The sequence below is a fragment of the Paraburkholderia sp. CNPSo 3281 genome (assembly GCF_024206515.1).
GTDB classification, from domain to species: Bacteria; Pseudomonadota; Gammaproteobacteria; order Burkholderiales; family Burkholderiaceae; genus Paraburkholderia; species Paraburkholderia nodosa.
On sequence record NZ_JAMBPS010000007.1, the window covers coordinates 178,992 to 205,145 of the forward strand.

At 64.2% G+C, this 26,154-nt stretch carries 22 protein-coding genes and 1 pseudogene; 16 read left to right on the plus strand and 7 right to left on the minus strand.

Annotated elements, in window-relative coordinates; translation table 11 throughout:
• Nucleotides 1-84: 84 nt before the first annotated feature.
• Nucleotides 85-750, plus strand: a complete 666-nt coding sequence (locus M3I56_RS11015) for an MOSC domain-containing protein (RefSeq protein WP_254353966.1) — start codon at nt 85-87, stop codon at nt 748-750.
• A 126-nt stretch (nt 751-876) separates the two neighbouring features.
• Here M3I56_RS11015 and M3I56_RS11020 read toward each other — a convergent pair whose 3' ends face one another.
• From M3I56_RS11020 to coxB, 4 genes are read right to left on the minus strand one after another with little or no spacing between them, the layout of a single operon-like run.
• Nucleotides 877-2,310, minus strand: coding sequence for a ferric reductase-like transmembrane domain-containing protein (locus tag M3I56_RS11020; protein WP_254353851.1), 1,434 nt, complete (start codon nt 2,308-2,310; stop codon nt 877-879).
• The gene (locus tag M3I56_RS11025) at nt 2,301-2,639 is read right to left on the minus strand and encodes a hypothetical protein (RefSeq protein ID WP_254353853.1); all 339 of its coding nucleotides are present in this window, start codon (nt 2,637-2,639) and stop codon (nt 2,301-2,303) included. Before M3I56_RS11025 ends, M3I56_RS11020 begins: the two co-directional genes overlap by 10 nt.
• Nucleotides 2,636-5,173, minus strand: a complete 2,538-nt coding sequence (ctaD, locus tag M3I56_RS11030) for a cytochrome c oxidase subunit I (RefSeq protein ID WP_254353855.1) — start codon at nt 5,171-5,173, stop codon at nt 2,636-2,638. The genes M3I56_RS11025 and ctaD overlap by 4 nt, the downstream gene beginning before the upstream one ends.
• Nucleotides 5,170-5,865, minus strand: a complete 696-nt coding sequence (gene coxB / locus M3I56_RS11035; RefSeq protein ID WP_254353857.1) for a cytochrome c oxidase subunit II — start codon at nt 5,863-5,865, stop codon at nt 5,170-5,172. The genes ctaD and coxB overlap by 4 nt, the downstream gene beginning before the upstream one ends.
• 51 nt (nt 5,866-5,916) lie before the next feature.
• Between coxB and M3I56_RS11040 the strand changes: the two genes are divergently transcribed.
• The gene (locus M3I56_RS11040; protein WP_254353858.1) at nt 5,917-6,429 is read left to right on the plus strand and encodes a DUF2231 domain-containing protein; all 513 of its coding nucleotides are present in this window, start codon (nt 5,917-5,919) and stop codon (nt 6,427-6,429) included.
• Here the strand turns inward: M3I56_RS11040 and M3I56_RS11045 are convergent.
• Entirely contained in the window at nt 6,393-6,905 is a 513-nt protein-coding gene (locus M3I56_RS11045; protein WP_254353860.1) for a CopD family protein, read from the minus strand. The two genes, M3I56_RS11040 and M3I56_RS11045, sit on opposite strands and share 37 nt — an antisense overlap.
• A complete protein-coding gene (locus M3I56_RS11050) occupies nt 6,902-7,558 on the minus strand; it encodes a cytochrome c oxidase assembly protein (RefSeq protein ID WP_254353861.1) in 657 nt (218 codons plus the stop codon). Before M3I56_RS11050 ends, M3I56_RS11045 begins: the two co-directional genes overlap by 4 nt.
• An 804-nt stretch (nt 7,559-8,362) precedes the next feature.
• Between M3I56_RS11050 and M3I56_RS11055 the strand changes: the two genes are divergently transcribed.
• The 12 genes and pseudogenes from M3I56_RS11055 to M3I56_RS11110 all read left to right on the plus strand — a co-directional run bounded on the left by M3I56_RS11055 (nt 8,363) and on the right by M3I56_RS11110 (nt 21,635).
• A complete protein-coding gene (locus M3I56_RS11055) occupies nt 8,363-9,475 on the plus strand; it encodes an efflux RND transporter periplasmic adaptor subunit (protein ID WP_254353862.1) in 1,113 nt (370 codons plus the stop codon).
• A complete protein-coding gene (locus M3I56_RS11060) occupies nt 9,472-12,543 on the plus strand; it encodes an efflux RND transporter permease subunit (RefSeq protein ID WP_254353863.1) in 3,072 nt (1,023 codons plus the stop codon). The genes M3I56_RS11055 and M3I56_RS11060 overlap by 4 nt, the downstream gene beginning before the upstream one ends.
• Entirely contained in the window at nt 12,543-13,070 is a 528-nt protein-coding gene (locus M3I56_RS11065; RefSeq protein WP_254353865.1) for a Na+/H+ antiporter subunit E, read from the plus strand. Before M3I56_RS11060 ends, M3I56_RS11065 begins: the two co-directional genes overlap by 1 nt.
• A 91-nt stretch (nt 13,071-13,161) precedes the next feature.
• A pseudogene (locus M3I56_RS41605) lies at nt 13,162-13,287 on the plus strand (hypothetical protein); the annotation flags it as partial.
• A gap of 92 nt (nt 13,288-13,379) precedes the next feature.
• A complete protein-coding gene (gene mnhG / locus M3I56_RS11075; protein WP_375541706.1) occupies nt 13,380-13,637 on the plus strand; it encodes a monovalent cation/H(+) antiporter subunit G in 258 nt (85 codons plus the stop codon).
• A complete protein-coding gene (locus M3I56_RS11080; RefSeq protein ID WP_254353868.1) occupies nt 13,634-14,578 on the plus strand; it encodes a hydrogenase subunit MbhD domain-containing protein in 945 nt (314 codons plus the stop codon). Before mnhG ends, M3I56_RS11080 begins: the two co-directional genes overlap by 4 nt.
• The gene (locus tag M3I56_RS11085; RefSeq protein WP_254353870.1) at nt 14,575-14,925 is read left to right on the plus strand and encodes an NADH-quinone oxidoreductase subunit K; all 351 of its coding nucleotides are present in this window, start codon (nt 14,575-14,577) and stop codon (nt 14,923-14,925) included. The genes M3I56_RS11080 and M3I56_RS11085 overlap by 4 nt, the downstream gene beginning before the upstream one ends.
• Nucleotides 14,922-16,436 (plus strand): proton-conducting transporter membrane subunit, encoded by a 1,515-nt coding sequence (locus tag M3I56_RS11090; protein WP_254353871.1) that lies wholly within the window; start codon nt 14,922-14,924, stop codon nt 16,434-16,436. The genes M3I56_RS11085 and M3I56_RS11090 overlap by 4 nt, the downstream gene beginning before the upstream one ends.
• Nucleotides 16,437-16,483: 47 nt before the next feature.
• Entirely contained in the window at nt 16,484-18,085 is a 1,602-nt protein-coding gene (locus tag M3I56_RS11095; RefSeq protein ID WP_254353968.1) for a proton-conducting transporter membrane subunit, read from the plus strand.
• A 70-nt stretch (nt 18,086-18,155) separates the two neighbouring features.
• Nucleotides 18,156-19,622, plus strand: a complete 1,467-nt coding sequence (locus M3I56_RS11100) for an efflux transporter outer membrane subunit (RefSeq protein ID WP_254353872.1) — start codon at nt 18,156-18,158, stop codon at nt 19,620-19,622.
• 322 nt (nt 19,623-19,944) lie between these two features.
• Entirely contained in the window at nt 19,945-20,397 is a 453-nt protein-coding gene (locus tag M3I56_RS11105) for a MarR family winged helix-turn-helix transcriptional regulator (RefSeq protein ID WP_028202230.1), read from the plus strand.
• Between the two features lie 14 nt (nt 20,398-20,411).
• Nucleotides 20,412-21,635: an MFS transporter gene (locus M3I56_RS11110; protein ID WP_254353873.1), complete on the plus strand. Its 1,224-nt coding sequence runs from the start codon at nt 20,412-20,414 to the stop codon at nt 21,633-21,635.
• 22 nt (nt 21,636-21,657) lie between these two features.
• On the opposite strand, the gene M3I56_RS11115 is transcribed toward M3I56_RS11110, so the two are convergent.
• On the minus strand, nt 21,658-23,013 hold the full coding sequence (locus M3I56_RS11115; protein ID WP_254353875.1) for an MFS transporter: 1,356 nt from the start codon (nt 23,011-23,013) through the stop codon (nt 21,658-21,660).
• Between the two features lie 418 nt (nt 23,014-23,431).
• Between M3I56_RS11115 and M3I56_RS11120 the strand changes: the two genes are divergently transcribed.
• A complete protein-coding gene (locus tag M3I56_RS11120) occupies nt 23,432-24,991 on the plus strand; it encodes a methyl-accepting chemotaxis protein (RefSeq protein WP_254353877.1) in 1,560 nt (519 codons plus the stop codon).
• Between the two features lie 53 nt (nt 24,992-25,044).
• Entirely contained in the window at nt 25,045-26,142 is a 1,098-nt protein-coding gene (locus tag M3I56_RS11125; RefSeq protein WP_254353879.1) for a beta-propeller fold lactonase family protein, read from the plus strand.
• Nucleotides 26,143-26,154 lie beyond the last annotated feature (12 nt).

Genomic DNA, 26,154 nt, shown 5'->3' on the forward strand with positions numbered 1-26,154 from the left:
GGAGTTCATCATTTACCATCACTTTACTGGATCGAACGGCGCGAGCACAGTGTCGTAAACGCGAAGGGGAGGATGCGTGTGGCGATGACGACGACTACGAACGTTGAGTGCCTGTTCGGCGGGGGGATGGGTTATCTGGACCACGAAGGGCAGCGCAGCGGTATTTTCAAGCGGCGCATGGCCGGGCCGGTGCGCGTGGAAGCGCAGGGGATTGTCGGCGACGAACAAGGCGATCCGCGCGTGCACGGCGGCCCGGAAAAGGCTGTTCATCACTACGCGGCGGAGAATTACGCACGCATTGCGCAGGCGTTCGCGGAGTGCGTAGAGGCCCTGGTGCCCGGCAGTCTTGGCGAGAACATCTCGGCTTGGGGTCTGTCCGAACGCAACGTGCACATTGGCGATATCTACGAGGTCGGCAGCGCCATGCTGCAAGTTTCGCAACCGCGCAGCCCGTGCTGGAAGATCAATCATCGCTTCGGCGTTGAGCGCATGTCGATGCATATTGCAGAGGGGCGAATCACCGGCTGGTATTACCGTGTCCTAAGCCCGGGCGTGATTGCGCCGGGCGACGCCATCACGCTCGTCGAACGGCAAACGGAACATTTCTCCATCGACGAGTTCTGGAAGGTGCAGTTGTCGCATCGTCCGTCCATCGATACGTTGGTCGAGCTGATTGCCATTCCGGGCCTTGCGCCCGACTGGAAGCGGCGCCTGGGCGAGCGGGAAAAATGGCTGCGTGCGCGTCGATGACCCGTTCGGTCATGCTAGTGCACAGAGGTCACCCGCAGATACGCAAACAGCAGCGACAGCCCAACCACAATGATGCCCGTCGCAACCACGAGGCGATTGGCCAACAGTCGACGCATCGCAAATCTCCTAGACGAAGCTGTAGCGTTCGGAATGGTATCGGGAAAGCGGCACTTTCATTTCGCCGAGCGCGGACTCGATTGCATCCATCATCGGGTCGGGCCCACAAATGAAATATTCATGATCGGCATACTCGGGGGGAAGATGACGCCGGAACAATTCCGCGTCAATGCGACCGGTGTCTCCGTCCCAGCCATCGGGCGGATTTGCCAGCACGTAGGCAATCCGCAGATCGAGGCGAGTCTTCAGAGTGTCCAGTTCCTCGCGGAACGTGAGCGAGTCCCAGGTCTTCGCGCCGTATATCAGCACGAGCGGACGCTTGTCGCCGCGATCGGCGAGCGTACGGATCATGCTCATCATCGGGGTGATGCCGATGCCACCCGCAATCAGCACATGCATATCGGTTGGATTGCCGATCGTGAAAGCGCCATACGGTCCATCGAGATACACACGCTTGCCGACGGATATCTTGTTCACGGTACTCGTGAAGTCGCCGAGATTGCGGATCGTCATTTCGACGCGGCCGTCCGGCGCCTCCGCGCTCGACGAAAAAGAGAAGGGGTGTCCCGTGACCCTGAATGGTCCGCCCCACACGGTTAGCCAGCCGAACTGCCCCGGTTTGAAGCGCCAGCCTGCATGGCCGTCGGGCAGCATCACGAGCGTCGTTGTGTCGCCGCGTTCCGTGCGCACCTCCGAGATCCGGTAGGGGCGTCGCAGCATGAAAAGCGGCTTGAAGAGACGCACGTAGAGCAGCAGGCAGATCCAGAAGATCGCAACGCAGATCCAAAGCGTCCGCTTGAATGGATCGGTCAGATAGAAGCCCCAGCCGAACATGTGAAGCATGCCCGCGCCGATTGCCGTCAGCGCGAGCACGATATGAGACAGGTGCCATATCTCATAGCGGATTTTCAGTTGTTTGCGCCATAGAGCGGTGATCACGAGAACGATGAGCGAGCCAATCGAGAGGACAGCGAACCAGGCACCCCACGGCACCTCACTGAGCGATTTTGGCATTGCGACTGATTCGGAACGAATGGCGACCAGAATAAGCGGATGAACGATGACGAGGCCGACTGCCAGCAGCGAAACCCGTCGATGAAAGTGATAGATGACGTCCTCGCCCCATGGCTCGGTTACATGACGAAAGCGCGCGGTCAGGCCAAATTGCAGGCCCATTATGGCAAGCCCGGAGTAACCGAGCGCAACCGAAAACTCGGTGCCGAAGTTTCGCGCGGGCGGCAGTGTGCCTGCAAGCAACGCGAAGAGCGGGGCGAGTATGAAGAGCAGATAGATGGCGGACCAGATGGCCCTGCGTATGAGATCACGAGACTGCATGAAATGCCTCTCTATCTCTGCAGCGACATAAACGGGCGTCTTGCTGTCCGGGGCGCCGTCTCTCGCATGAAAGAGGCCGCGCGTCGCTCGCCTGCCGCTCAGATGCACGTGGTGAGCAGAAGTGCGGGGCCAAAGGTAATGACGGTCGCCGCCAACGCCGAAATCAGGGTCCAGATAACGACCGAGTGCATGAACGTGCTGATGCGCTCGGGTCCAGGATCACGGCGCGCCGCGGCACGGTAGCGCCACAGCCAGCCAATCGCGACCAGGTGCAGGAGCAGTACGATCGCGAGACTCGCGCGCAGCGGGCCGGCGGCCCAGCCGAATGCGCAGCCGATCGCATGCAGCGCGTAAAGAACGGCAAGCGCGAGGCACCAGACAGTGAAGCCCGCAGCTAGCCACCACAAGCGCCGGGGCGCAAGCGGACGCGCATTCATGGTCTGGCTCCGAGCATGCCCACGAGGCCGGGCAGCGCGAGCACGAGGCCCAAAGCGATGATGGCCGTCGCCAGCGTGTAGTCGACCCAGAGGCGCGTGAGGCGCAGGTCCGTCAGGCGTCGTGCGGATATGAAGCCGGCGCCGAGGCGCAGCAGATTGCTGATGAGGAACAGCAGGCCGATACCCGCATGTACCGCGACATACGCGAGCAGTGCCGCAGCCGTCGCGCCGAGTGCATGTTCGCGAGGGTTCGGCGTGACACCGTTGATCAGCGCGACGGCAGCGGTCAGCGCGACGGAGAGCGCCAGCACAGTGAGGCCGATCGTCGTGTATGGCTTGCGTTCGCTGGCGGCGGCGCGCAGCGAGCCCCGCGCCGCCGCCGCCGCGATGGCCAGCGCGGCGATCGTGACGAACGCGAGCAGGCGGCTGGGTTGCGGCGTCACCGCAGCCGGCCAGTTTGGCGCGGCGATCCACAAATAGAATGTGCCGAACACGAGCGACGTAAAGAGCGTGCCGTTCGCGACCAGCGTGCAGGTCAGCGCGAGCCAGGCTGGCGCGCCCGAAACTTCCGTATGCGGCGGAACGCTCACGCCACGGCCAACCGGCAGCGCGCCATAGTCGCGTGTGAGCCCTGCGCTCTGTCCTGCATAGATGAACAGGCCGAACGTCACGAACGCGAACGCGAGCGACACCAGATAGAACTTGAACAGCATCGCGAGCACGGCCGCGCAGGTCACGAGCGCGGTGACGAGCGGCAGATAGGTCGCGCGCGGCAACACGATCAACTGCTCGGGCTCGCCTGAAGTCATGTGTACGCCGAGCGTTTCCTGCCAGCCATTGCGCGTGAAGCCGAGATAGCCTTCGCCGCGCGCGAGCGAGGTCGCCAGCAGGCCGGGGGCGACACCTTCCGTTTCTGCATCGATACGCGGGATCGACGCAAATGCATACGGTGCGGGCGGAATCGGCATGGCCCATTCGAGCGTGGTCGACTCCCATGGGTTGCGGCGCACGCGCCGGCCGAAGCGCACCTGCACGACGATGTCGATCACGACCAGCGCGAAGCCGATCGTCATCACGAAGCTGCCCACCGACGACAGCAGGTTGAGCCAGTTCCAGCCTTCATCGCCGCTATACGTATAGATGCGCCGCGGCATGCCGAGCAGGCCGGTCAGGTGCATCATGAAGAATGTCATGTTGAAGCCGATGAAGACCAGCCAGAAGGCCGGTACGGACAGCCTGTACACTGCCGTGCGTCCGGTAAGCAAAGGCAGCCAGTAATAGAACGCGGCGAGCATCGGGAACGCGAGCGCACCTGCCACCACGTAATGCATGTGTGCGACGACGAAGTACGTATCGTGCGCTTGCCAGTCGAATGGCACGATCGCGAGCATGACACCGGTGAGCCCGCCTGCCGTGAACACGAAGAAGAAGCCGAAGATGTACAGCATCGGCACGTCCCAGCGCGGCCTGCCGTGCGACAGCGTGGCGAGCCAGGCGAAGAACTGGATCGCAGTCGGCACCGCGACGATCGCGGAGCCGGCCGAGAAAAACGCCAGCGCGAGATGCGGTATTCCCACCGTGAACATGTGGTGAACCCAGATGCCGAAGCTCAGGAACGCGAGTGCGATGATCGCGACGACGATGACCCGGTAGCCGACGAGTGGACGTCCCGCAAAAACCGGAATGATGGTCGACAGCACACCCGCCATCGGCAGGAAGATGATGTACACGTCCGGGTGGCCGAACAGCCAGAACAGATGTTGCCAGAGCAACGGGTCGCCGCCACGGGTCGGATCAAAGAACGGCAGATTGAACGCGCGTTCCACCTCGAGCAGGATCGAGCCGAGAATGAGCGGGGGAAAGGCCACGATCATCATCATCGCGGTCACGAGGATATACCACGCGAAGATCGGCATGCGATCGAGCGACATGCCCGGCGCCCGCATCTTGAGGATCGACACGACGATTTCCATTGCGAGCGACAGCGCCGAGATTTCGACAAACGTGATCCCGAGCAGCCAGACGTCCGCGTTGATGCCGGGCGTGTAGACGTTCGAGCTGAGCGGCGTGTACATGAACCAGCCGCCGTCCGGCGCGCTACGCAGGATCAGCGAGATCGCCAGGATCGTGCCTCCCAGCAGATAGCACCAGTAGCCGTACGCGGTCAGCCGCGGAAACGCGAAGTCGCGCGTGCCGAGAATCTTAGGCGTGAGGTAGACCGCGAAGCTCTCCACCATGGGAATGGCGAACAGGAACAGCATCATGGACCCATGCATCGTAAAGACCTGGTTGTAGGTCTCCACGTCCATGAAGGCCGCATGCGGCGTGGCGAGCTGGACGCGCGTGAGCATGCCGAGAACGCCAGCGATCGCGAAGAACACGAACGAGGTGATCATCATGCGCATACCGAGGACCGTGTGATTCACGGCGGCAAGCTTCTGCACACCCGGCCCGGTAGCCCAGATCGCGGTGAGCTGGCGATGCAGCCGTAGCGCGCTCATGCCCTCTGAAGGCGGCTCGACGGGCACACTCATTTCTTCACCTCCGCGGCGGTGGCGGCGCTTTTGACGGCAGCAGAAAAATCTTCAGGACGGTCGACGACCACGGCGAAATGCATCTCAGCATGGCCGATGCCGCAAAACTGGTTGCATTGTCCAGCGTATTGGCCCGGCTGATCGGCCTGGATTCGAAGCCGGGTTTCATGACCCGGCACGGCATCGATCTTGCCGGCAAGGCGCGGAATCCAGAATGCGTGCACGACGTCCTTGCTGGTGACGACGATGTCGACCGGCACTCCCGCCGGCATATGCAGCACGTTCTCCATTTCGAGTCCGCCCTGGTCCGGGTAGCGGAAGGTCCAGCGCCATTGCTGCGCAATCGCCTCGATGCGCACCGGTGCCAGCGCTGGCAGCGGCAGCAGCCGTTCACCCGCGAGCAGTGCATAGCCGATCAGCGGGATGAGGATGACGGCAGGCAGCACCAGGCCGCCGAGCACGATCCAGCGCATGGGCGACACCCGCGAACCCCAGCCCGGACGCCAGATCACCATGCAGAACAGGATGAGCACCATCGCGAATAGCACCGCCGCCCCGGCGAGCATGACCCACCACAACCCGGCGATGGACCTCGCCGAGCGGCCTGACGGGTCCAGTGCCGAAAGTGGACCGGCGCAGCCGGAGATGCCGACTGCCGCCAGGAGCAATCCTGCTTGGACCGATGCGCTCAAGAAGCTATGATGGTTTGCGGCGTCCCTCATTCGACGCGAGGAGCTTCCGTCATGGCAAAGCAAGGCGATACCGGAGCCGAAACCAGGAGCGAAGTGCTCCTGGAACTGCTGCGTTTCGATGCGGGTTCCGCCGTTGCACTCGTTGGTCATCCGGTTCACGTGATGATGGTGCATTTTCCGATCGCGTTCGTCGTCGCTACCCTGGGGGTGGACGTGATCTACTGGTGGACGGGCGATCCGTTCTGGGTGCGGGCGGGTCTGTGGGCCGCCGGATTCGCGTTCTGGAGCGGCGTGGGTGCAAGCGCCGTCGGCACGGCCGAATTGTTGCTCGTGCGCGGTATCCGGCTGCGCGAGGCGAGCTGGTCCCATGCGGTCGCCGCCATGACGCTCGTTGCCATCGCGGGCGCCAACTGGGGCGTGCGTCTCCTTTTCCCCAACGAGGTTCTGCCGCATGGGCTTGCACTGTCGGCACTGGCCTCGGTGATGACGGGCTTCGCCGGCTGGCATGGGGGCAAGCTCGTCTTCGATCATGGCGTGGGTATTCTCGTATCGCCGAAGGACTGATGCAGCCACCGGCCGAGCCCGCCGGGTTCGAACAGATGCGGGGCGATCAGGGTCGAGTCGATGTGCGGCTTGGCCAGCACGACCCAGATGATCGCTAAGATGACGACGACGTAGGCCGTGGTCAGCCCGATCTCCGAGAACCGGCTGAAATGTCCGTCGGGCGAATAAAGTTGATGCAGCACGAGGCCGGCCACCACGTGCAGCATCGCCATGATGCCGACCAGCACCATCTTCGCGGAAAACCATTCCACGAACGTAGCCTGCAGAAAGATCAACGCGGTGCCGCTGGCGATCGCCACGAAAGCGGCAGGCGAGGTCAGTTCCACGTAGACCAGCCGCGTGACACGGTGCAGCCGGTCGAGGTCGGCGGTGGCCGTGAGCGCGCGGCGCTGCCCGAACAGGAAGGGCAACGCGATGAGGCCGCCCGACCAAATGGCAATCGCGCCCAGATGGATGAATTTGAGAACGGTCGTCACAGATGAGGCTCACTGACGCGCAGGCCTGACCAGGCGATCCGCAACCCCGCGACGAGATAGGGGACCATCGCCAGCACCCACATCAATAGACCGGCTAGTTGCTGATCGGCGAGCGGAGTCAGTCCCCAGGCGGCCGTGGTATCGAAATGCACGGCATACAACGGCACGGGCGCGAATACGATCAGCGCGCCGAGTAGACCCATGTGCCCGATCGTTGCGACGAGCGCCATCAATGCGGCGCCTGTCTGCACGGACGCCGCGAAGATGCCGCGCCACATCAGCCAGGCGCTACCAAGCAGCGTGATCTGCATTAGCCAGTAAGCAGGTGCCGTAGAAAGTCCCCATGCGTAGAGCCCTGGCGCATGCCAGAGCCAGATGAAGCACGCATGCGCGGCGACCACCGGCGCGAGCGGGGGATAGACGAGGCGCGGCATCGGAAAGGCAATGGCGAGCAGCGGCGCGACAGCCGCGATTAGAATGACGTGATGAGTCACGCGTGCCGAGAACAATGCCGAAGACAGGGCGCAGAGTGGAGAAACGAATACGACGGCCAACAGTGCGATCGCTGCCCAGCCTGCTCGCGCATTCGCCGACCAGCCACGCCCTACGAGGAACGCGAGCGCAGCAAGCGACGCGAGTAGCAGCGGGTCCAAATTCCAGCGTATCCAGAAGCTGTCGGGGACACTCGCAGGGCCACAGTAAGCGACCGGAAAATATGGCATGGCGCAATATCTTCGGCTAGTCCGGGTTCAGTACCATGCGCTGAAGCGCAAAGGAAGAGAAACCTGGAGCGTTTGGCGGGACGGCAACGATCGTGTCGACTGCAGAAGCACTGTAGCTCAAATAACTCGCTCGGGCCTCCCAATATGCTTACGCTGCCCTTGAGGATTGCGAATAGATTACGATTCCCATCGGCAAATGTTCGTATCCGCCAGGCAAAGTCCCGCTACGGGCGTAAGCCCGATACCAGGGATGCGTGCCAGATGTTTGCAGCGCTCACGTTCCGCTCGCGTGGCCCCAATTTCGTGAAATGCAGTGCAGGGAGGGCGTCCGTGCCGTCTTCGCTGACCCATGAGTGCTTCATGAGAAGGCTGTTTTTGCAGTTTCGTCGCCAACATTACAGTGGATATTGTGAAGGGAAAGACCGGTTCCCTTATCGATGGCGGATCAAAATACGGCTTTTAAAAAAAATCGGCTAGTCTCTACGCCTATACGACCGGAATACAGGGGCGACGGCAGGTTCGAGAATAAAGCACCAATAGCGCGGCGCGAATCTGGTTTGCATATTGCCGCTCAGCGTCGTGTTTTCCTGCGACCGTAACACCCGTGCGAATTCACCCCTTCGTAAGGTGTTTGCGGGGGAGTGCACCCGCGCGCCCAGCGGGGCTGCTACAGGGCGCGCTATCAGATCAGGGTGGATTCTGGCAGCCTGTTCAGGAATCCAGAGGAAAACGCCAGTGTTTGCGAACCATGCAACGGGTCGAGCGGTATCCCTGCCTTTCGCCGTGACGCTGTGTGTATTGGCAGCAGGTGCACTGTTGGCGGGCTGTCGCAAGGGCGAAGAGGCGCCGGTGGCAGAAGTGCGTCCGGTACGTGTAATCCGGATAGAGAAGCAGGAGGCGGGGAGTACCATCGCCTTGACCGGCCGGCTGCAGGCACAGGCCGAGATCAATCAGTCGTTCCGTATCGACGGAAGAATGGTTTCGCGCAACGTCGATGTCGGAGACCGCGTCAGGGCTGGCCAGGTGCTGGCGCGGCTCGACCGGATGAACGAAGAAAGCAGCCTGGAGTCCGCTCGCGCACAACTGGCCGCAGCTCAGGCGCAAGCCCTGGAGGCGCGCACCATGTTCACCCGCATGCGCGATCTGCTTGCGGAACATGCGGTGTCGCGTGCTTCCTTTGAGCAGTCCGAAGCGATGGCCAAGATCACACAGTCGCAAGTCGATTCGGCGCAGTCACTGGTGAGCATCGCACAGAACCGCCTGAGCTATACCGATCTGGTTTCAGATGTCGCGGGCGTGGTGACGGCGCGCGGTGCGGAGCCGGGGGAGGTGGTTCCGGCGGGCCGCATGATCGTGCAGATCGCTCGCGAAGGCGCGGTGGATGCCGTGTTCGACGTCCCCGCCGCAATCAAGGACGCCGCCCCGGAAAACCCCGACATTGTCGTCGCGCTCGCCAGCAACCCGGAGGTGACCGCCATTGGTAAGGTGCGCGAAGTATCGCCCCGCGCCGATCCGGTGACCGGGACTTTTGCGGTCAGGGTGCGATTGATCAATCCACCCGCGACCATGCGCCTGGGCAGCACGGTCATTGGCCACATGAAGGTCCAGCGGCCGCCCGCCATCGAAATTCCCTCGAGTGCCTTAATCCAGCCCGGCGGCAAACCGGCGGTCTGGGTGGTCGATACGAAGACGGGCACGGTTTCGGCGCGTGAGGTGCAGCTTCAGGCGTATGGCGAGGACCGCGTTCAGGTATCGCAAGGCCTGGCCACAGGCGACGTGGTCGTGACTGCCGGCGTGCAGGCATTACGGCCGGGACAAAAAATTCACTGGACCGAGGCAGCCAGGTGATTGGCCCGAATCTATCCGAGTGGGCGCTTTCGAAGCGCCCCCTGGTCGTGTTCCTCATGATCGCTGCGCTCGCCGCGGGAACCCTGTCATTTTTTCGGTTGGGGCGCGCCGAAGATCCGCTCTTCACATTCCGCACCATGGTGGTGTCCGCCGTGTGGCCGGGTGCCACGGTCGACGACACGCTCTCACAGGTGACCGAGCGGCTCGAACGCACGCTACAGGAGACCCGTCACCTGGATCGCATACGCAGCTATACGACCGCGGGTCAGACGACGATCTTTGTCGATCTCCTGCAATCCACGCCGCCTTCCGAAGTGCAGGACATCTGGTATCAGGTTCGCAAGAACGTGGGCGATATGCGCCAGACGCTCCCGGCCGGAACGCTCGGGCCGTTCTTCAACGACGACTTCGGCGACACCTTCGGCATCATCTACGGATTTACTGCCGACGGCTACAACATGCGGGAGTTGCGCGATCGCGTTGAGGCGATCCGCTCGCGTCTGCTGCTGGTGCCGGACGTTTCGAAGATCGAGGTGCTGGGCGCGCAGGACGAGCAGATCTACATTGAATTCTCGACCACGCGTCTGGCGGGTTTGCGTCTGGATTACCCGTCCATCGTCGCGGCGTTGCGATCGCAGAATGTCATCAGGCCGACTGGCGTCCTGCAAACCGGGCAGGAGCGGGTGTTCTTCAGGGTCACGGGCGCCTTCGATTCCGAACGCGATATCGAAAATGTCAATCTGGTGTTGGGAGGACGCATCGTTCGCCTGGGCGACATCGCCACCGTGAGACGCGGCTTCGCCGACCCCCCACAGCCGATGTTCCGCGTCAACGGCAAGCCAGCCATCGGCCTCGCCATCGCCATGCGCGATTCGGGCGACATCCTCGCACTCGGCCATAACCTGAAGGCCGAGATGGCTGACGCGACCGCGAACCTGCCTGCCGGCATCGAGCCATTCCTGGTCGCCAATCAGTCAGAGACCGTCGATGTCGCCATCAACGACTTCATGGCGTCCCTCTGGCAGGCCATCATCATCATCCTCGCGTGCAGTTTCGTGAGTCTGGGCATCAGGCCTGGGACGGTGGTGGCGTTGTCGATTCCGCTCACGCTGGCGATCGTATTCGCGATCATGGACGTCGTGCATATCGACCTGCACCGCGTGTCGCTGGGGGCGCTGATCATCGCGTTGACGCTGATGGTCGACGACGCCATGACCACGGTCGACGCCATGATCAACCGGCTCGCCGCGGGGGACAGCAAAGATCAGGCAGCGACGTTCGCATACCGGACCCTGGCCGCGCCGATGCTGATCGGCACGCTCGTGTCGATTTCGAGTTTCGTGCCGATTGGCTTCGCAAAGAGTTCGGCTGGTGAGTATACGTTTTCCATTTTCGCGGTGGTCGCGATCGCACTGCTCGTGTCGTGGTTCGGCGCCGTGATTTTCTCGCCGCTGGTGGGTCAGGCAATCCTGAAGGCACCCAAGGCAGGCAAGGAGCCGCAGAAGCCCGGCAAGATGCTCATGGCGTATGACCGCTTCCTGCGCGGCGCGCTGCGCATGAGGTGGTTGACCATTGCCGTTACGCTGGCTGCGTTCGTGGTATCGATTTTCCTGGTTCGCTTCGTGCCGCAGCAGTTTTTCCCGGCGTCGGATCGTCCCGAGTTGACGGTGGATCTGACCTTGCGCCAGAACGCGTCGATCCACGCCACCGAGGCGCAGGTCGAGCGCATCGAAGCGATTTTGAAAAGCGATCCCGATGTCGATCACTTCAGCAGCTATGTAGGGCGTGGCGCGGTGCGCTTTATTCTCACGCTCAATGTCCAGTTGCCCAATCCGTTTTTCGCGCAGATCATCGTGGTGGCGAAAAATCTGGAGGCGCGCGACCGGCTGCAACTGAAACTGGAGAAGGTGCTGAGCGACCAGTTTCCCGGCATCGTGGCTCGGGTGTCGCCGCTGGAACTGGGGCCGCCGGTGGGTTGGCCGCTGCAGTATCGCGTCTCGGGACCCGATCCGGCACAGGTGCGCAGAGTCGCACTCGATCTCGCCGGTATCGTGGGTGCGGACCAGCGCACGCGCCATATCAACTTCGACTGGATGGAGCCGGCCCGGCAGATCCGCATTCACATCAACCAGGATGAAGCGCGCCAACTCGGCGTGAGCAGCGCTGCGCTGGCCGCCATCATGAACACCGTCGTGACCGGCACGCCGATCACGCAGATACGCGACGATATTTATCTCGTCAATGTCGTGGCGCGAGCGCAGGAGGAACAGCCACTGACGGTGCAGTCATTAGGCACTTTGCAGGTGCCCACGCCGAGCGGCCGGATGGTTCCGCTCAGCCAGTTCGCGACGTTCACGGAGGAACAGGAGTCGCCGCTGGTATGGCGGCGAAACCGCGTACCGACGCTCACGGTTCGAGCCGACGTGATGCATGGCGGGCTGCCCGACGAAGTCGTCGCGACCCTGGCGCCGAAACTCGTCGAGTTCAATGCGAAGCTGCCCAAGGGCTATCGGGTCGAGACTGGCGGCATATTCGAGGAAAGCGCGATCTCGCAGGCATCGGTGTTTGCCGTGGTCCCGGTCATGATCGTGTTGATGCTCACGACCATGATGGTGCTGCTGGTGAGCTTCCGACGCCTCGCCATGGTGGTTTCGGTCATGCCATTGGGCCTGATAGGCGTGGTGCTCGCGCTGCTGGTCTTCAACCGGCCGCTTGGCTTCGTCGCCATTCTGGGCATTCTCGCGTTGATCGGCATGATCGCCAAAAATGGCCTGATCCTGATCGTGCAGATCGAGACCTATCGCCACGAGGGCATGGGCGTACTGGAGGCCGTGGTCGCCTCGGGCACTTCGCGCATACGGCCCATGATATTGACCTCGATCTCGACCGTGCTCGGCCTGATCCCGATTGCGCCCACGGTGTTCTGGGGCGCGATGGCCTTCGCGATCATGGGCGGATTGCTGGTGGCGACGCTGTTGACGCTGGTGTTTCTGCCCGCCCTGTACATGGTGGTGTTCAGCAAGGAAGACCGGCCCGGCGCGTCTTCCCTGAAGGAGGCGCCTCTTTGATGAGCTCATCGCCGCTGCGTGCTTTCCTGCTCGACTGGCGTTCGCACTGGCGCGTCGGGCTGACCCGCGCGCTGTGTTTTCTGGCGATATGGTTCATCCTGATGCCGAGCGTGAAGCCGGCCGATCTCGCATGCGGCCTGATCGCGACGATCGTCGCGACGCAGATGAGCCTGCGTCTGCTTCCTCCCGCCGCAGGACGGTTGCGCCTGGGGGCTTTACTCGTTTTCGCGCCGCATTTTCTCGCGCAGTCCGTGCTGGCGGGCATCGACGTGGCGCGCCGCGCATTGGACCCGCGCCTGCCTTTGCAGCCGGGGATCGTTGTCTATCGAACCGGCTTTCCGCCGGGGACGGCGCGCAACGGTTTCGCCATCATCACGAGCCTCTTGCCGGGCTCGCTCCCGGTAGGCGAGACCGCGGACGGGCTCGTCTACCACTGCCTCGACATCTCGCAGCCGATCGCCGAGCAACTGGCGGACGAGGAGCGGTGCCTCGCCGGCGCGCTGGTCAGCGGTGAACGTCATGGCTGACGTGCTGATCGCCGTCTGTGCATTGGTGCTGCTAATGGTGGCCGTGGGGTTGCTGAGCGTGCTGCGCGGGCCCACGCGCGCCGACCGCATGATGGCCGCGCAACTGTTCGGCACGGGCGGGATTGCGGCGCTGCTGCTGGTCGGCACGGCAACCGGCGTGGATTCGGTCGTGGATGTCGCGTTGACGCTTGCCGTGCTCGCGGCGTTCGCTTCGGTCGCCTTCGTGAAGGCCGATCTCCAGTCAGAAGGCGATAGCGCGAATGAGGACCGGAAATGAAAATCGCAGCCGACGTTTTTACGATCATTGCCATGCTGGCCGGCCTCTTCTTCTTCGTGGCCGGCACGGTTGGGCTGTTGCGGTTCCCGGACACGTACACGCGGCTGCATGCGCTCACCAAGGCCGATAATCTGGGCCTCGGCATGGTGGTGGTGGGGCTGTTGCCCCAGGCCGGTCATATCGTGGTCGCCCTCAAGCTGATCGTGGTCTGGCTGCTGGTGATGCTGACGTCGTCCGATGTGTCGCAGCTCATCGCGCGCGCCGCGCGCCGGCAGGAGAAACGCACGTGATCTCCGCCATCTCCGTCGGCATCGGGATTCTGTTGCTGGCGCTCGCGCTCTGGACTGTCGTTGTGCGCGATACGTTCGCTGCGGTCGCCGGGTTCATTCCTTACGGCCTGCTGCTCACGCTCGCCTGGCTGGTGCTTCGCGCAGTCGACGTGGCGTTGACCGAGGCGGCCATCGGCGCGGGCTTGACCGGCGCGCTGCTGATCCGCGCGGCTTCGCGGCTGCGTCCAACCGAAGCGGCTGCCCAAGCCGAAACGCCGGGCCTCGGAATGCGTGTTGCGGCCGGCGTCGCCGCCGCGGCTGTGGCCGTCGTGATCGCCTTGTGCCTGCTGCGCTTGCCGGACCCCGCGCCGACACTCGCGCCCGAGGTGGCGCGGCACATTCAGGCAACAGGCGTCGGCAACCCGATCACGGCGGTCCTGCTGTCGTTCCGCGCGATCGACACGCTGCTCGAAGCGATCGTGCTGCTGTTCGGCGTGGTCGGCGTCTGGTCGCTGGCGCCGGACCGCTGTTGGGGCGGCAGGCCGGGACTGGCGCAGGTGGTCGGCCCCAACGACATTCTGGTGTACCTGGCGCGAGTATTGCCGCCGATAGGCGTCGTAATCGGCATCTACATTTTCTGGGTCGGCGCCGATCATCCGGGCGGCAAATTTCAGGGCGCCACGGTGATTGCGGCAATGTGGCTGCTCGTCATGATGTCCGGTCTGCGCGACGCGCCTGCGGTCAGCCGGCGCTGGTTGCGCGCCGTGCTGATTCTCGGACCGGCTGTCTTCATCGCGCTGGGCCTGCTTGGCGCGGTCATGGCCGGGGCGTTTCTGGCGTACCCCGATGGGTGGGCGAAGCTGTGGATCATCATCATCGAAGCCGCGCTGCTCCCTTCGCTTGCCGTGACCCTGGTACTCCTGCTTGTCGGGCCGCCGCAGCGGCCGGAGGTGCGCCCATGAACGTCTCGCACCTGTTCGGCTTGACCGCCGCCGCTCTGGTGGGTTTGGGCGTGTATGGCCTGATCGTCAACCCGCAGCCCTTGCGCAAGGTGCTGGCTTTCAACCTCATAGGCAATGGCGGTTTTCTGGCCTGTGCCGTGATCGCGCAGCGTGGCGCGGGCGCCGGCATGTCCGGTGATCCGGTGCCGCAGGCGCTGTTGATCACGGCGATCGTCGTATCGTTCGCCGCTTCCGCGCTCGCGGTCGGACTCATGCTGCGCCGGTTTGCGGAAACCGGCACGAATTCGCTTTCGGCGGACGGCGATGCAGCGCCGGGCGAGGCGCGCACCAATGCGGAGGCCAGGTGACGACGCTGGCGCTCACAGGGCAATCGACGCCGGGCGGCCTGCTGCTGGCGCTCGCCGTGCTATTGCCTTTTGCCGGCATGCTGGCCGGGTTGACGCCAGGTGGCCGCCACGCGCAACGTGTAGCGTGGGTAACGATCGTCTTCGGCATAGGCATCGTGCTGGAGATCGCGGCCAGGCTGCTGGTCTCGGGCGACGCATTGCGCTATGCGCTCGGCGGCTGGGCGCCGCCGCTCGGCGTCATGCTCCGCGCGGACGGCCTATCGGTCTGCATGATGCTGGTGGTTGCCGTGGTGGTTGGCGCGGTGGCCATATACGCCAACGGCGATTTCGGCACGCCGGCCGGCACGCGCGAGGCGCGCGCGCCGCTGGCCTTCTGGCTACTGCTGCTAGCGGTATGGGGCGCGCTCAATCTGGTGTTCGTGAGCGGCGACATCTTTACGCTCTACGTCGCGCTCGAACTGCTGACTTTTGCCGGCGTCCCTTTGGTGTCACTGGACGGTCGCGCCGAAACCTTGCAAGCGGCGTTGCGTTATCTGCTATATGCGCTGATCGGCTCGATGCTGTATCTGCTGGGCGTATTCCTGCTTTACGGCGCGTATGGCACGCTGGACATCGCGCTGCTGGCCCGGAGGATCGCTCCCGGCCCGCTAGCGTGGACGGCGGTGGCCTTGATGACCGCTGGCATGCTTGCCAAGACCGCGCTGTTCCCGCTGCATCTGTGGTTGCCGCCTGCCCACGCGGGTGCGCCTGCCGCCGCGAGCGCGCTGCTGTCGGCATTGGTCATCAAGGGATCGTGGTTCGTGGTGGTGCGGTTGTGGGTCGATGTCTTCGGTGGCATGGTGAGCGGGTCCGTCGCGCAACTGCTTGCGGGCCTGGGCGCCATGGCTATCCTCTTCGGCAACGTCGTGGCGCTGCGCCAGGTGCGCCTGAAGCTCCTGATCGCGTATTCAACGGTTGCCCAGATCGGCTATCTGTTCCTGCTGTTTCCGCTCGCCGCGCAGCATGAGAGCGCCCGAGCCGTCACGGGCGGCTTGTTGCAGGCCGTCTCGCATGCGAGCGCGAAAGCGGCCATGTTCCTCGCGGCCGGTCTGATCTATAGCACGTTGGGTCACGACCGTCTGGCCGACCTGCGTGGCGCGGCGCGCGCCTTGCCTATGACGCTGACCGCATTCGCGCTGGCCGGGGCCACGTTGATCGGCTTGCCGCCTTCGGGAGGCTTTCTGGCCAAGTGGCTGTTGATGTCGGCGGCGCTGGCGACCGGGCAATGGTGGTGGGCGCTGGTGATGCTGCTCGGCGGCCTGCTCACGAGCGTCTACGTCTTCATGGTGGTCGTGCGTGCGATGGAGCCCGCCGCATCCGGCTGGTCGCCGAAGAAGCAGGTGCCCCGTTACCAGCAGCTTGCGGTGCTCGGCCTCGCCACGGGCTCCTTCCTGCTGGGACTGGCCGTGCTGCTGCCCGTCGACGTGGCGCAGATTGGCCGCACGGTGATACTGCCGGCGGGGATGCCATGAACCTGTCCCAGAGTCTGCTGGCCACAGCCGTTGGCTTGCCGTTGCTGATGCTGCTGCTCTGTGCGTCGGCGACTATTCGCCGACGCTTGCCGTCATGGTTCGCGATCGCTCCGCTGCCCGCGTTGGCGGCGGCCGTCGGCGCTAGCCCGAGCGAAATGTTCGTGCTCGGCAACAGCCGTTTCGCTCTGCGTTTCGCCATCGATATGCCGGGCGCGTTGTTGCTCGGCACGGCGGCGCTGTTGTGGCTCTTCGCTGGCATCTATGCCGCGCGCTTCGTGCGCGACCGGGAAGTCGAAGGCGAGGGCGTCGCTGGATTCGTCGTCTGCTGGTTCATGGCGATGACCGGCAGCGTAGGCGTGTTCCTGGCGGCGGATCTGATCGGCTTCTATCTGATGCTGGCGGTGTTGAGCGTCGGCGCCAGCGGGTTGGTGCTCCAGGGAGGGGCGCCCGATGCGCGGTATGCGGGCGGCTTCTATCTGGGCATTGCCCTGCTGGCCGAAGCGTTCGTGCTGGGGGCGCTGATCCTGCTGGCACAGGCCGCGCCCGGCGGCAGCCTGCTGATTCGCGATGCGGCAGCGGCGTTGCCGGGCTCGCCCTGGCGCGACGCCACGCTGCTCTTGCTGCTCGTTGGCCTCGGCATGAAGGCCGGGCTGGTGCCGCTGCACTTCTGGATGCCATATGCCTATCGCGCGGCGCCAGTTCCCGCGGCGGCGGTGATGAGCGGCGCGGTGGTCAAGGCCAGCGTGATCGCCCTGGTTCGCTTTCTGCCATTCACGCTCAACGACGCGACGCCGCACTTCGGCATTCCACTGGCGGCGCTGGGCATGTTGGGGGCGTTCTACGGCGTGGCGATTGGCATCACGCAGTCTCAGCCGAAGGTCGTGCTCGCCTACTCGAGCGTCAGCCAGATGGGATTTCTGATGGCGGTGATCGGCATGGGGCTGGCCGCAGGAGACCCCGCTACCGTCGTGGCGGCCGCCTACTATGCCGCGCACCATCTGCTGGTGAAAGGCACGCTGTTTCTGGCCGTGGGCGTGGTCGCGCTGACGGGCGCCGGATCGCTGCGCTGGGTTCTGGCGCCTACGGCAGTTATCGCGCTCGGGCTGGGCGGCTTGCCGTTGACTGGCGGCGCACTGGCAAAATACGCGGCCAAGGATCTGCTGGGCGGGGATCTCGCAGGCTCGTTGGCCGTGGCGTCTTCCGTCGCGACGACACTGCTGATGCTTCATTTCGTGCGCTGTCTGAGTGCCACCGCAGCGGCGCATCGCAATGCCTGCGCTCCCGCACCGATCACAGCCGCATGGCTGGCCATGGTGCTGGCCTCGCTGATCGGGCCCTGGGTGTTGTATCTGCATATCCCTGTTGGCACGTTGCCTGAGGCGCTCGCGCCTGCGGCGTTGTGGTCGGCGCTCTGGCCTGTCCTCGCTGGCGCGGCGCTCGCCATTGGCTGGGATCGATGGAGGAAGAACGCCCCCCCAATACCGGTAGGGGATGTGGGTGTGATCCTGCGCGAACTCCAGCGGGCCGCAGCGGCGGCAGGCCGGTTCGCTCAGTCTACGGATGCATTCGTGCGGGGATGGTCCGTGTCGTGTCTGACGCTGTTGCTTGCAGCGCTGCTGTTCGGTGGCCTGCTCGCCCTGGCGGCCTGATGTGTGTGTCGCAAGCGACTGCGGCGCCGGCGCATAGCGTACGCGGTCGAAGCAGAACCTGGAGTCCGTCATGAGAACGCTGACGCGTGCTGCACTATTTGCCGCCGCTACCAGTTGCCTGGCCGGCTGCATTACCGTGGGACCCGAATACAGTCGCCCCGAAGTCCAGGTGCCGGCAACGTGGCGAATCGACTTGCCACAGGCTGAAGAGGTCGTGAACACGGCATGGTGGGAGCAGTTCGACGATCCGGTGCTGAACGACCTGATTCAATCCGCGCTGCAGGGCAATCTGGACGTGCGCGTCGCGGCGGCGCGCGTCGACCAGTTCATCGGCGTGCTGCGCTCCGCGCGCTCGCAGGGCCTTCCGCAGATCGGCTACGGCGCCAGCGTGAGCCGCAACCGGGCCAGCCAGGTCGGCATGCCACCGCTGCCACCCACGCTCGACCCCGTATTCAATCTCTATCAGGGCATGCTGTCCGCCTCATGGCAAATCGATTTGTTCGGGCGCGTAAGGCGCCTGACCGAAGCCGCACAGGCGCAGGTCTATGCCAGCGAACAGGCTCAGCGGGGCGTCGTGCTTTCGCTCGTGACAGGCGTGGCGACCAGCTACATCACGTTGCGCGGGCTCGACCGGCAACTCGAAGTCGCGCGGGCCACTGCGAGCAATTTCAGCGAAACACTCCGCATATTCGAGTTGCGCTATCGGGACGGCCTCGTTTCCCAGACGGAGCTTTCGCAGGTGCGCTCCCAGTACAAGCTGGCACAAACTGCGATCCCGGCCATCGAGCAGCAGATTGACATCGTGGAAAACGGCATCTCCATTCTGCTTGGGCGCAATCCTGGGCCGATTCCGCGAGGCAAGTCGGTGAACGAGCTCGTGCTCCCCGTGATTCCGGCGGATCTGCCTTCAACACTGCTCGAGCGCCGTCCCGATATTTTGCAGGCCGAACAGAATCTGGTGGCGGCGAACGCGAATGTAGGCGCTGCCCGCGCACTTTACTATCCGACGATCTCGCTGACGGGGGCGCTTGGCTCGGTCAGCACCGCATTCGGCGACTTCCTTTCCGGCCCGGCGCAGGTCTGGTCGCTCGCGGCGGGGCTGACCGGGCCGATCTTCACGTCGGGCGCCATCGGTGGTCAGGTGCAGTCGGCCGAGGCACAAAAGAGCCAGGCCGAACTGGTCTACCGGCAGGCGGTGCTGGGTGCGTTCGGCGATGCCAACAATGCGCTCGTCAGCTCGCAGAAGACCATCGAGCAGGCCGAGCTTCAACAACAGCGCGTCGATGCGTTGCGTGAATATGCGAGATTTTCGCGGCTCAAGTTCGAAGACGGTCTCATCGGCTATCTGGAAGTGCTGGTTTCCGAAAACGACCTGTTCTCAGCCGAGCTTGCCCTCGCGAGCCTGCAGGCCGCGCGCTATAACCAGGTGATCGGTGTGTATCAGGCAATGGGCGGCGGCTGGGTGGATGTCGCTGATTCGCGTACGCCCGTGTCCCTGGGTGCCGAGCGAAAGGGTGTTGCCCCGCAGGGAAGGTGATTTTACGCTCGCCTTAAGGACATCTTCGTGCGTTCATGGAAAGACTCCGTAATACTTTCGGCCACGCTGTTGATATTGCCTGGCGAATGTGCGACGCGGCCCGTGAACCCACCGATCATTCAATAGTTGGCCAGCATGTTTGCGGATGACTGAAAAAGCTGGCCGGTCGACTCGCCTTCGTCGGAGTCGACGCGCAAGCGCGGCGGAGTGGTGATTGCTCATTTTCCCGGGTCTGTTGTGCAGGGGCAGTCATGCTTGCCGCGTTGCCGGAGATATGAAGGTTATCTTTGCAGTTTACCTTCATATCTCCTAGAATGCGGGGATGACCGATCGCGCCCAAACTCCCCCTCCCGACCTCGCCGCGGCGCTTGCCGGCGACCTGCGCGCACTGGTCGGGCAGCTGCGCCGCCGTTTTCGCGAGCAGGCGATCCTCGGCGACTTCACGCCTTCCCAGATGGCCGTGCTGCAGCGGCTCGAACGCGAGGGGCCGTCCACGGTGTCGAGCCTCGCGCGCGCGGAGGGCATGCGCCCGCAGTCCATGGGCACGCTCATCGCGCCGCTCGAAGCGGCGGGCCACATCAGCGGTGAACCGGACCCCAATGACGGGCGCCAAACGCTCTGGTCGCTCACTCACGCCTTTCGGGAGTGGCTCAAGGAAGGGCGGGCGGCGCGCCAGGACTGGCTCTCGCGCAGGATCGACACGCGCCTTTCGGCCGCCGAGCAACAGCAGCTAGCCGCGGCAGTCGAACTGCTCAAGCGGCTCGTGGCCGACTAAGGCGAGGCGGGCACATGGGCGCTCCAGCTTCCGGGTTCTTTCGTTCGCTCAGGACTTACAACTATCGCGTGTGGTCCGCGGGCGCGCTCGTCTCGAACGTCGGCACGTGGATGCAGCGCACGGCGCAAGACTGGCTCGTGCTCACCGGGCTCACGCATCACAGCGCGGCCGCGGTTGGCATCGTGATGGGCTTGCAGTTCGGCCCGCAAATGCTGTTCATGCCCTGGTCGGGCTTCGCCGCCGATCACTTCGACCAGCGCAAGCTGCTCATGGTCACGCAGGCGCTGCTCGGCACGCTGGCCATTGCACTGGGCGTGCTCACGGCAACGGGGCTCGTGCAGCTTTGGCACGTATACGTGTTCGCGTTCCTGTTCGGCTGCACGACGGCATTCGATTCGCCGGTGCGCCAAACCTTCGTCTCGGAGCTGGTGGGCGACGCCGATCTCTCCAACGCCGTCGCGCTCAATTCCACCTCGTTCAACGCCGCGCGCATGATCGGCCCGGCCGTAGCGGGACTCGTCATTGCATCGGTGGGCGTGGGCTGGGCCTTCCTGCTCAACGGCCTTTCGTTCGTCGCCGTGCTGATCTCGCTCACGCGTCTGCGCGTGGACGAACTGCGTTCGGCGAGGCGTGCACAACCTGCGAAGGGCGGCATTGCCGCGGGGTTCCACTACGTGTGGGCGCGACCGGACCTGCGGGCCATTCTCGTCATGCTGTTCCTGATCGGCACCTTCGGGCTGAACTTTCCGATCTTCATCTCGACGATGGCCGTAAACGTCTTTCACGCCGACGCGGGACGCTACGGACTCCTGTCTTCCATGATGGCGGTGGGCACCATGAGCGGCGCCTTCTTCGGCGCGGGGCGCAGCCATCCGCGTTTCGTCTCGCTGCTGTTCGCGGCGGCGGCGTTCGGGGTGGGGTGCGTGCTGGCGTCGGTTGCGCCCGGCTACTGGTGGTTCGGCGGCGCGCTCGTGCTGATCGGCATCGCGGCGCTCACGTTCACCACCGAAACCAACAGCCTCATGCAGCTTTCCACCGAGCCTGGCATGCGTGGCCGCGTGCTGGCGATCCGCCTCGCCGTGGCGCTGGGCGGCACGCCCATCGGCGCGCCGATCGTGGGGTGGGTCGCCGACCACTGGGGGCCGCGCTGGGCCTTGCTGGTGGGCGCGGCGTCCGGCTTCGCGGCGGCGATCGTCGCGGCTCGCACCCTCGCGCGGCGGGCCCACGAGAAGCCGTAGCGCGCCGCACGATTACACACGATCACGCGGCCTTCAACTCCACGCGCTTGATGTCCTTCACGATCACGAGATAGCTGATCACCGTAACGATCGCGTTGATGCCGACAAAGGCGAGCGCGCCGTTGAACGAACCGGTTTCCGCCACGAGATAGCCGATAACGATCGGCGTGACGATGCCGGCCACATTGCCGAACATGTTGAAGATCGAGCCCGACAGTCCGATGGCTTCGCGCGGCGCGGTATCGGCGATCACGGCCCAGCCGAGTGCGCCCAGGCCCTTGCCGAAGAACGCGAGCGACATGAGCGCGACCACGATCCAGTCGCTGTTCACGTAGTTGCAGCCGACGATGCACGACGACAGCACCATGCCGCCGACGATCGGCACCTTGCGCGCCATGGTCAGGGAGCGGCCGGAGCGGATCAGGGCGTCCGAAGCGACGCCGCCCAGCACCCCGCCCAGGAAGCCGCAGATAGCCGGCAGCGAAGCGATCAGCCCCGCCTTCAGGATGGTCATGTGGCGCGCCTGCACGAGGTAGATCGGGAACCACGTGAGGAAGAAGTACGTGAGCACGTTGATGCAATACTGCGCGAGATAGATGCCCAGCAGCATGCGGTTGCCGAGCAGCTGGCGGATGACCGCCCAGTTCGCGCCCTTGCGTTCTTCACGCTCTGCACGCGCTGCGCGTTGATGCCCGTTCACGATGCCGCCGCCCGCCTCGATGTATTCGAGTTCCTGCTGGTTCACGCCCGGATGATCGGCCGGATTCTTCATGAACCTGATCCACGCGAAGGCGAGCACGAGGCCGCCCAAGCCCATCACGATATAGACGTGATGCCAGCCATACGCGTGCGTGAGCCACGCCATGAGCGGCGTGAACACCACGGCCGCGAAGTATTGCGCTGAATTGAAAATGGCCGAGGCCGTGCCGCGCTCCCTGGCCGGGAACCAGCTCGCCACCACTTTCGCGTTGGCGGGGAAGGCGGGCGCTTCGGCCGCGCCCATCGCGAAGCGCAGCGCGAAGAGGCCCGCAATCGCGGCGCCCGCGCTGCCGAGCAGACCAATCGAGCTTTGCAGGAGCGTGAAGAGCGACCACAGGAAGATGCTGCCCGCGTACACGCGGCGCGCGCCGAAACGGTCGAGCACCCAGCCCGCGGGCACCTGCGCGAGCACATAGGCCCAGCTGAACGCCGAGAAGATGTAGCCCATGTGGATGGCGTCGAGACCGAACTCGGTGCGCATGGCCGAACCCGTGACCGAGAGCGTGGCGCGGTCCGCGTAGTTGAGCGTGGTGATGATGAAGATCAGCGAGAGGATCAGGTAGCGCACCCTGGTGCGCCTGGCGACATCGGACTGCGTGGCGGTGCGGCTCAACGACATGTGGATCGACCTCTCTCGTGCGCGAGATTCAGACCGCCTGGGTCACGATGCGGCCTGAATCTGTTGTCTCCAGACGGCGCGCCTCGTGCGCGCCGCATCTACTTACGCAAGAACGCGCCTGACTCGCGTCAAGCGCGTTCCGTTTGCGGACTTGATCCGCTGCTTGTTCAGCCAGTTGTCATCAAGTTGTTTGACATCATGGCTGGTTGTCAGAGCCAATCGTACAACGCTACGGAAGCCAAAGCAACCGGACCGTGCGGCTCCTGAGTCGAGATCAGGGTTAACCCGAATTTCAGAATAGCCGCGCGACTGTGGGATGATGCGGACAAGTTGTTGGACAACATGGCGGGCGTACCCTCAAGACTCCGGCGTTTCAGCCGTAAAGAAGAACACCATGGAAACCGGGGATTGAAGCAACATGCGCAACACGACGGTACGAGCCAGCCTCCTTGCAGTGCTGGTGATCTTTGGCGTGATGATCCTGATTGGCGGCTTCGCGGGCGTGCTTTCGCTCAGGGAGTCGAACGTCAGCGCCCAACGCCTGCACGAAATCGCGCGCCAGACCATTCTGGTCAACGACGCCTACAAGGACACCACGCGCACGCGTTCGGCGCTCGTGCGCGGCTATAGCGCGCTCAAGGAGCGTAACGACACGGCCACGCGCGACTCCGCGCTGAAGAGCGCGGCGCATAGCTTCGAGCTTTCGACGAGCGAGACGCAGGCCTTCGCCAACGCCCCGGCGTTCGACGGCATGGACGCTGACCTCAAGCGTCAGTTGCTCGAGTCGGCTGCGCAACTCTCGAACACGCTCACGCGCGCGACCGACGCGCTGCGTAACGGTGACACAGCGGCTTACGTGGCGGTCAACGACACCGACATCACCGCCGCGGGCGCAGCCTATTCCGTGAACGTGGAGAAGTTCCAGAAGCTCGCCAGTGCACTCGCCGAGGCAACGCTCGAAGACGGCAACGCGCGCTACGCATGGATCGTCACGCTCGTGGTCGTGGGCGTGGCCATTGCGCTGGCGCTTGTCGTCGTCACGCATTTCGCCTTGAAGCGCATCGTGTCGCGCCCGCTGGCCGAAGCCGCGGCGGTGCTCGACCGCATCGCTTCGAACGATCTCACCGTGCGCGTGCCCGAAGCGGGCCGTAACGAAATCGGCCTGCTGTTCGCGGCAATGCGCCGGATGCAGGCGGGGCTCTCGCGCACCGTGGCCGGCGTGCGCGATAGTTGCGATGCGATTCACACGGCCGCGCGCGAGATCGCTGCGGGCAATCTCGATCTGTCGAGCCGCACCGAAGAGCAGTCCGCCTCGCTCGAAGAAACCGCCGCGAGCATGGAAGAACTCACCTCCACCGTGAAGCAGAACTCCGCGAACGCATCCGAGGCCAGCACGCTCGCCACGGGCGCGGCCGAACTCGCGCAGCGCGGCGGCGACGTGGTGGGCCGTGCCGTGCAGACTATGCAGGACATCAGCGCCAGCTCGCAGAAGATCGCCGAGATCACGAGCATGATCGACAGCATCGCGTTCCAGACCAATATTCTCGCGCTCAACGCCGCCGTGGAATCGGCGCGCGCGGGCGAGCAGGGACGCGGCTTCGCCGTGGTCGCGGGCGAGGTGCGCACACTCGCGCAACGCAGCGCGGGCGCCGCACGCGAGATCAAGGAACTGATTGGCGCCTCGATGGAAGACGTGCGCAACGGCAACGCGCTCGTCGCGCAGGCCGGCGAGGCGATGAACGAGATCGTCAACTCGGTGCGCAATGTCGCCACCATCATGGCTGAGATCACCACGGCCACCGCCGAACAGAGCACGGGCATTCAGCAGGTGGGCATGGCCGTGAGCCAGATGGATCAGGTCACCCAGCAGAACGCCGCGCTCGTGGAGCAGGCGGCCGCCGCCGCGAGCGCGCTGGAGCACCAGGCGCAATCGATGAAGAAAGCGGTTTCGGTGTTTCGCGTTGGCGCGCTTGCGTGAAGACTGAAACGCGCGAGACCATTCAATATAACTAACAAACCTGAAAGGACGACATGAAGAAGAAGGCAATGGTGCGCAGCGTGGTGGGTGCCGTTTTCGGGTTCGCGGCATCGGTGGCCGTGCATGCGGCTAGCTATGTGTATGTGTCGAACGCCGATAGCCAGGACATTTCGGTGTTTCGCCTCGATGCGCAAAACGGCGCGCTGGCCGCGGTCGAGACCGTGCCGGTGGGCGGCACGGTGATGCCGATGGCGTTCTCGCCCGACCATCACCACCTGTATGCGGCGCTGCGCTCGAAGCCGTATCGCGTGGTGAGCTTCGCCGTGAATCCGCTCGACGGCCGTCTCGTCGAACTGGGCCGCGCGCCGCTCGCGGAGAGCATGGCCTATGTTTCCACCGACGGCACGGGGCGCTATCTGCTTTCCGCTTCGTACGGCGGCAATCTGCTGGCGGTGAACCGTATCGGCGAAAACGGCGTGGCCGGCGACGTGCAGCAAACCGTGAAGACGGGCCCGATGGCGCACATCATTCGCACCTCGCCGGACAACCGCTATGCGTTCGCCTCGGTGCTCGGCGCCGACGCCTGGCTGCGCCTGAAGTTCGACGCCTCGACGGGCGCGCTCACCGAAGACGCGAAGCCCGCGTACTCGCTGCCCAAGGATTCCGGCCCGCGCCACTTCCAGTTCTCGCCGGACCAGCGCTTCGTCTATTTGATCGACGAACTCGACGGCAAGCTGCACGTGCTCGCCTTCAACGCGGCGAACGACTCGGTCAAGCCGATCCAGACGATTTCGATCCTGCCCGCCGGTTTCTCCGGCGACAAGCCATGGGGCGCCGACGTCCACCTCACGCCCGATGGCTGCCACCTGTATATCTCGGAGCGCACGTCGAGCACGCTCGGCGCGTACCGCGTGAACCAGGAAACGGGCAAGCTCACGCGCGTCGGCACGTACGCCACCGAGAAGCAGCCGCGCGGCTTCAATATCGATCCGTCGGGCCAGTATCTGTTTGCCGTGGGCCAGCTCTCGCCCACGCTGAGCGCGTACCGCATCGAGGCGAAGAGCGGTGCGCTGCATGAGCTTGGCAAGTACCCGGTGGGCAAGGGTGCGAACTGGGTCGAAGTGGTGGACTTCGACGGTTCGAATGACTAGGCAATGAGTGGC

What these genes read in the sequence shown, in the direction of transcription:
- M3I56_RS11015 (WP_254353966.1), top strand. Translation starts at nt 85, where the DNA reads ATGACGACGACTACGAACGTTGAGTGCCTGTTCGGCGGGGGGATGGGT.
- M3I56_RS11025 (WP_254353853.1), bottom strand. Translation starts at nt 2,639, where the DNA reads ATGAATGCGCGTCCGCTTGCGCCCCGGCGCTTGTGGTGGCTAGCTGCG.
- ctaD (WP_254353855.1), bottom strand. Translation starts at nt 5,173, where the DNA reads ATGAGTGTGCCCGTCGAGCCGCCTTCAGAGGGCATGAGCGCGCTACGG.
- M3I56_RS11040 (WP_254353858.1), top strand. Translation starts at nt 5,917, where the DNA reads ATGGCAAAGCAAGGCGATACCGGAGCCGAAACCAGGAGCGAAGTGCTC.
- M3I56_RS11065 (WP_254353865.1), top strand. Translation starts at nt 12,543, where the DNA reads ATGAGCTCATCGCCGCTGCGTGCTTTCCTGCTCGACTGGCGTTCGCAC.
- mnhG (WP_375541706.1), top strand. Translation starts at nt 13,380, where the DNA reads ATGCTGGCCGGCCTCTTCTTCTTCGTGGCCGGCACGGTTGGGCTGTTG.
- M3I56_RS11085 (WP_254353870.1), top strand. Translation starts at nt 14,575, where the DNA reads ATGAACGTCTCGCACCTGTTCGGCTTGACCGCCGCCGCTCTGGTGGGT.
- M3I56_RS11095 (WP_254353968.1), top strand. Translation starts at nt 16,484, where the DNA reads ATGCTGCTGCTCTGTGCGTCGGCGACTATTCGCCGACGCTTGCCGTCA.
- M3I56_RS11100 (WP_254353872.1), top strand. Translation starts at nt 18,156, where the DNA reads ATGAGAACGCTGACGCGTGCTGCACTATTTGCCGCCGCTACCAGTTGC.
- M3I56_RS11105 (WP_028202230.1), top strand. Translation starts at nt 19,945, where the DNA reads ATGACCGATCGCGCCCAAACTCCCCCTCCCGACCTCGCCGCGGCGCTT.
- M3I56_RS11110 (WP_254353873.1), top strand. Translation starts at nt 20,412, where the DNA reads ATGGGCGCTCCAGCTTCCGGGTTCTTTCGTTCGCTCAGGACTTACAAC.
- M3I56_RS11115 (WP_254353875.1), bottom strand. Translation starts at nt 23,013, where the DNA reads ATGTCGTTGAGCCGCACCGCCACGCAGTCCGATGTCGCCAGGCGCACC.
- M3I56_RS11120 (WP_254353877.1), top strand. Translation starts at nt 23,432, where the DNA reads ATGCGCAACACGACGGTACGAGCCAGCCTCCTTGCAGTGCTGGTGATC.
- M3I56_RS11125 (WP_254353879.1), top strand. Translation starts at nt 25,045, where the DNA reads ATGAAGAAGAAGGCAATGGTGCGCAGCGTGGTGGGTGCCGTTTTCGGG.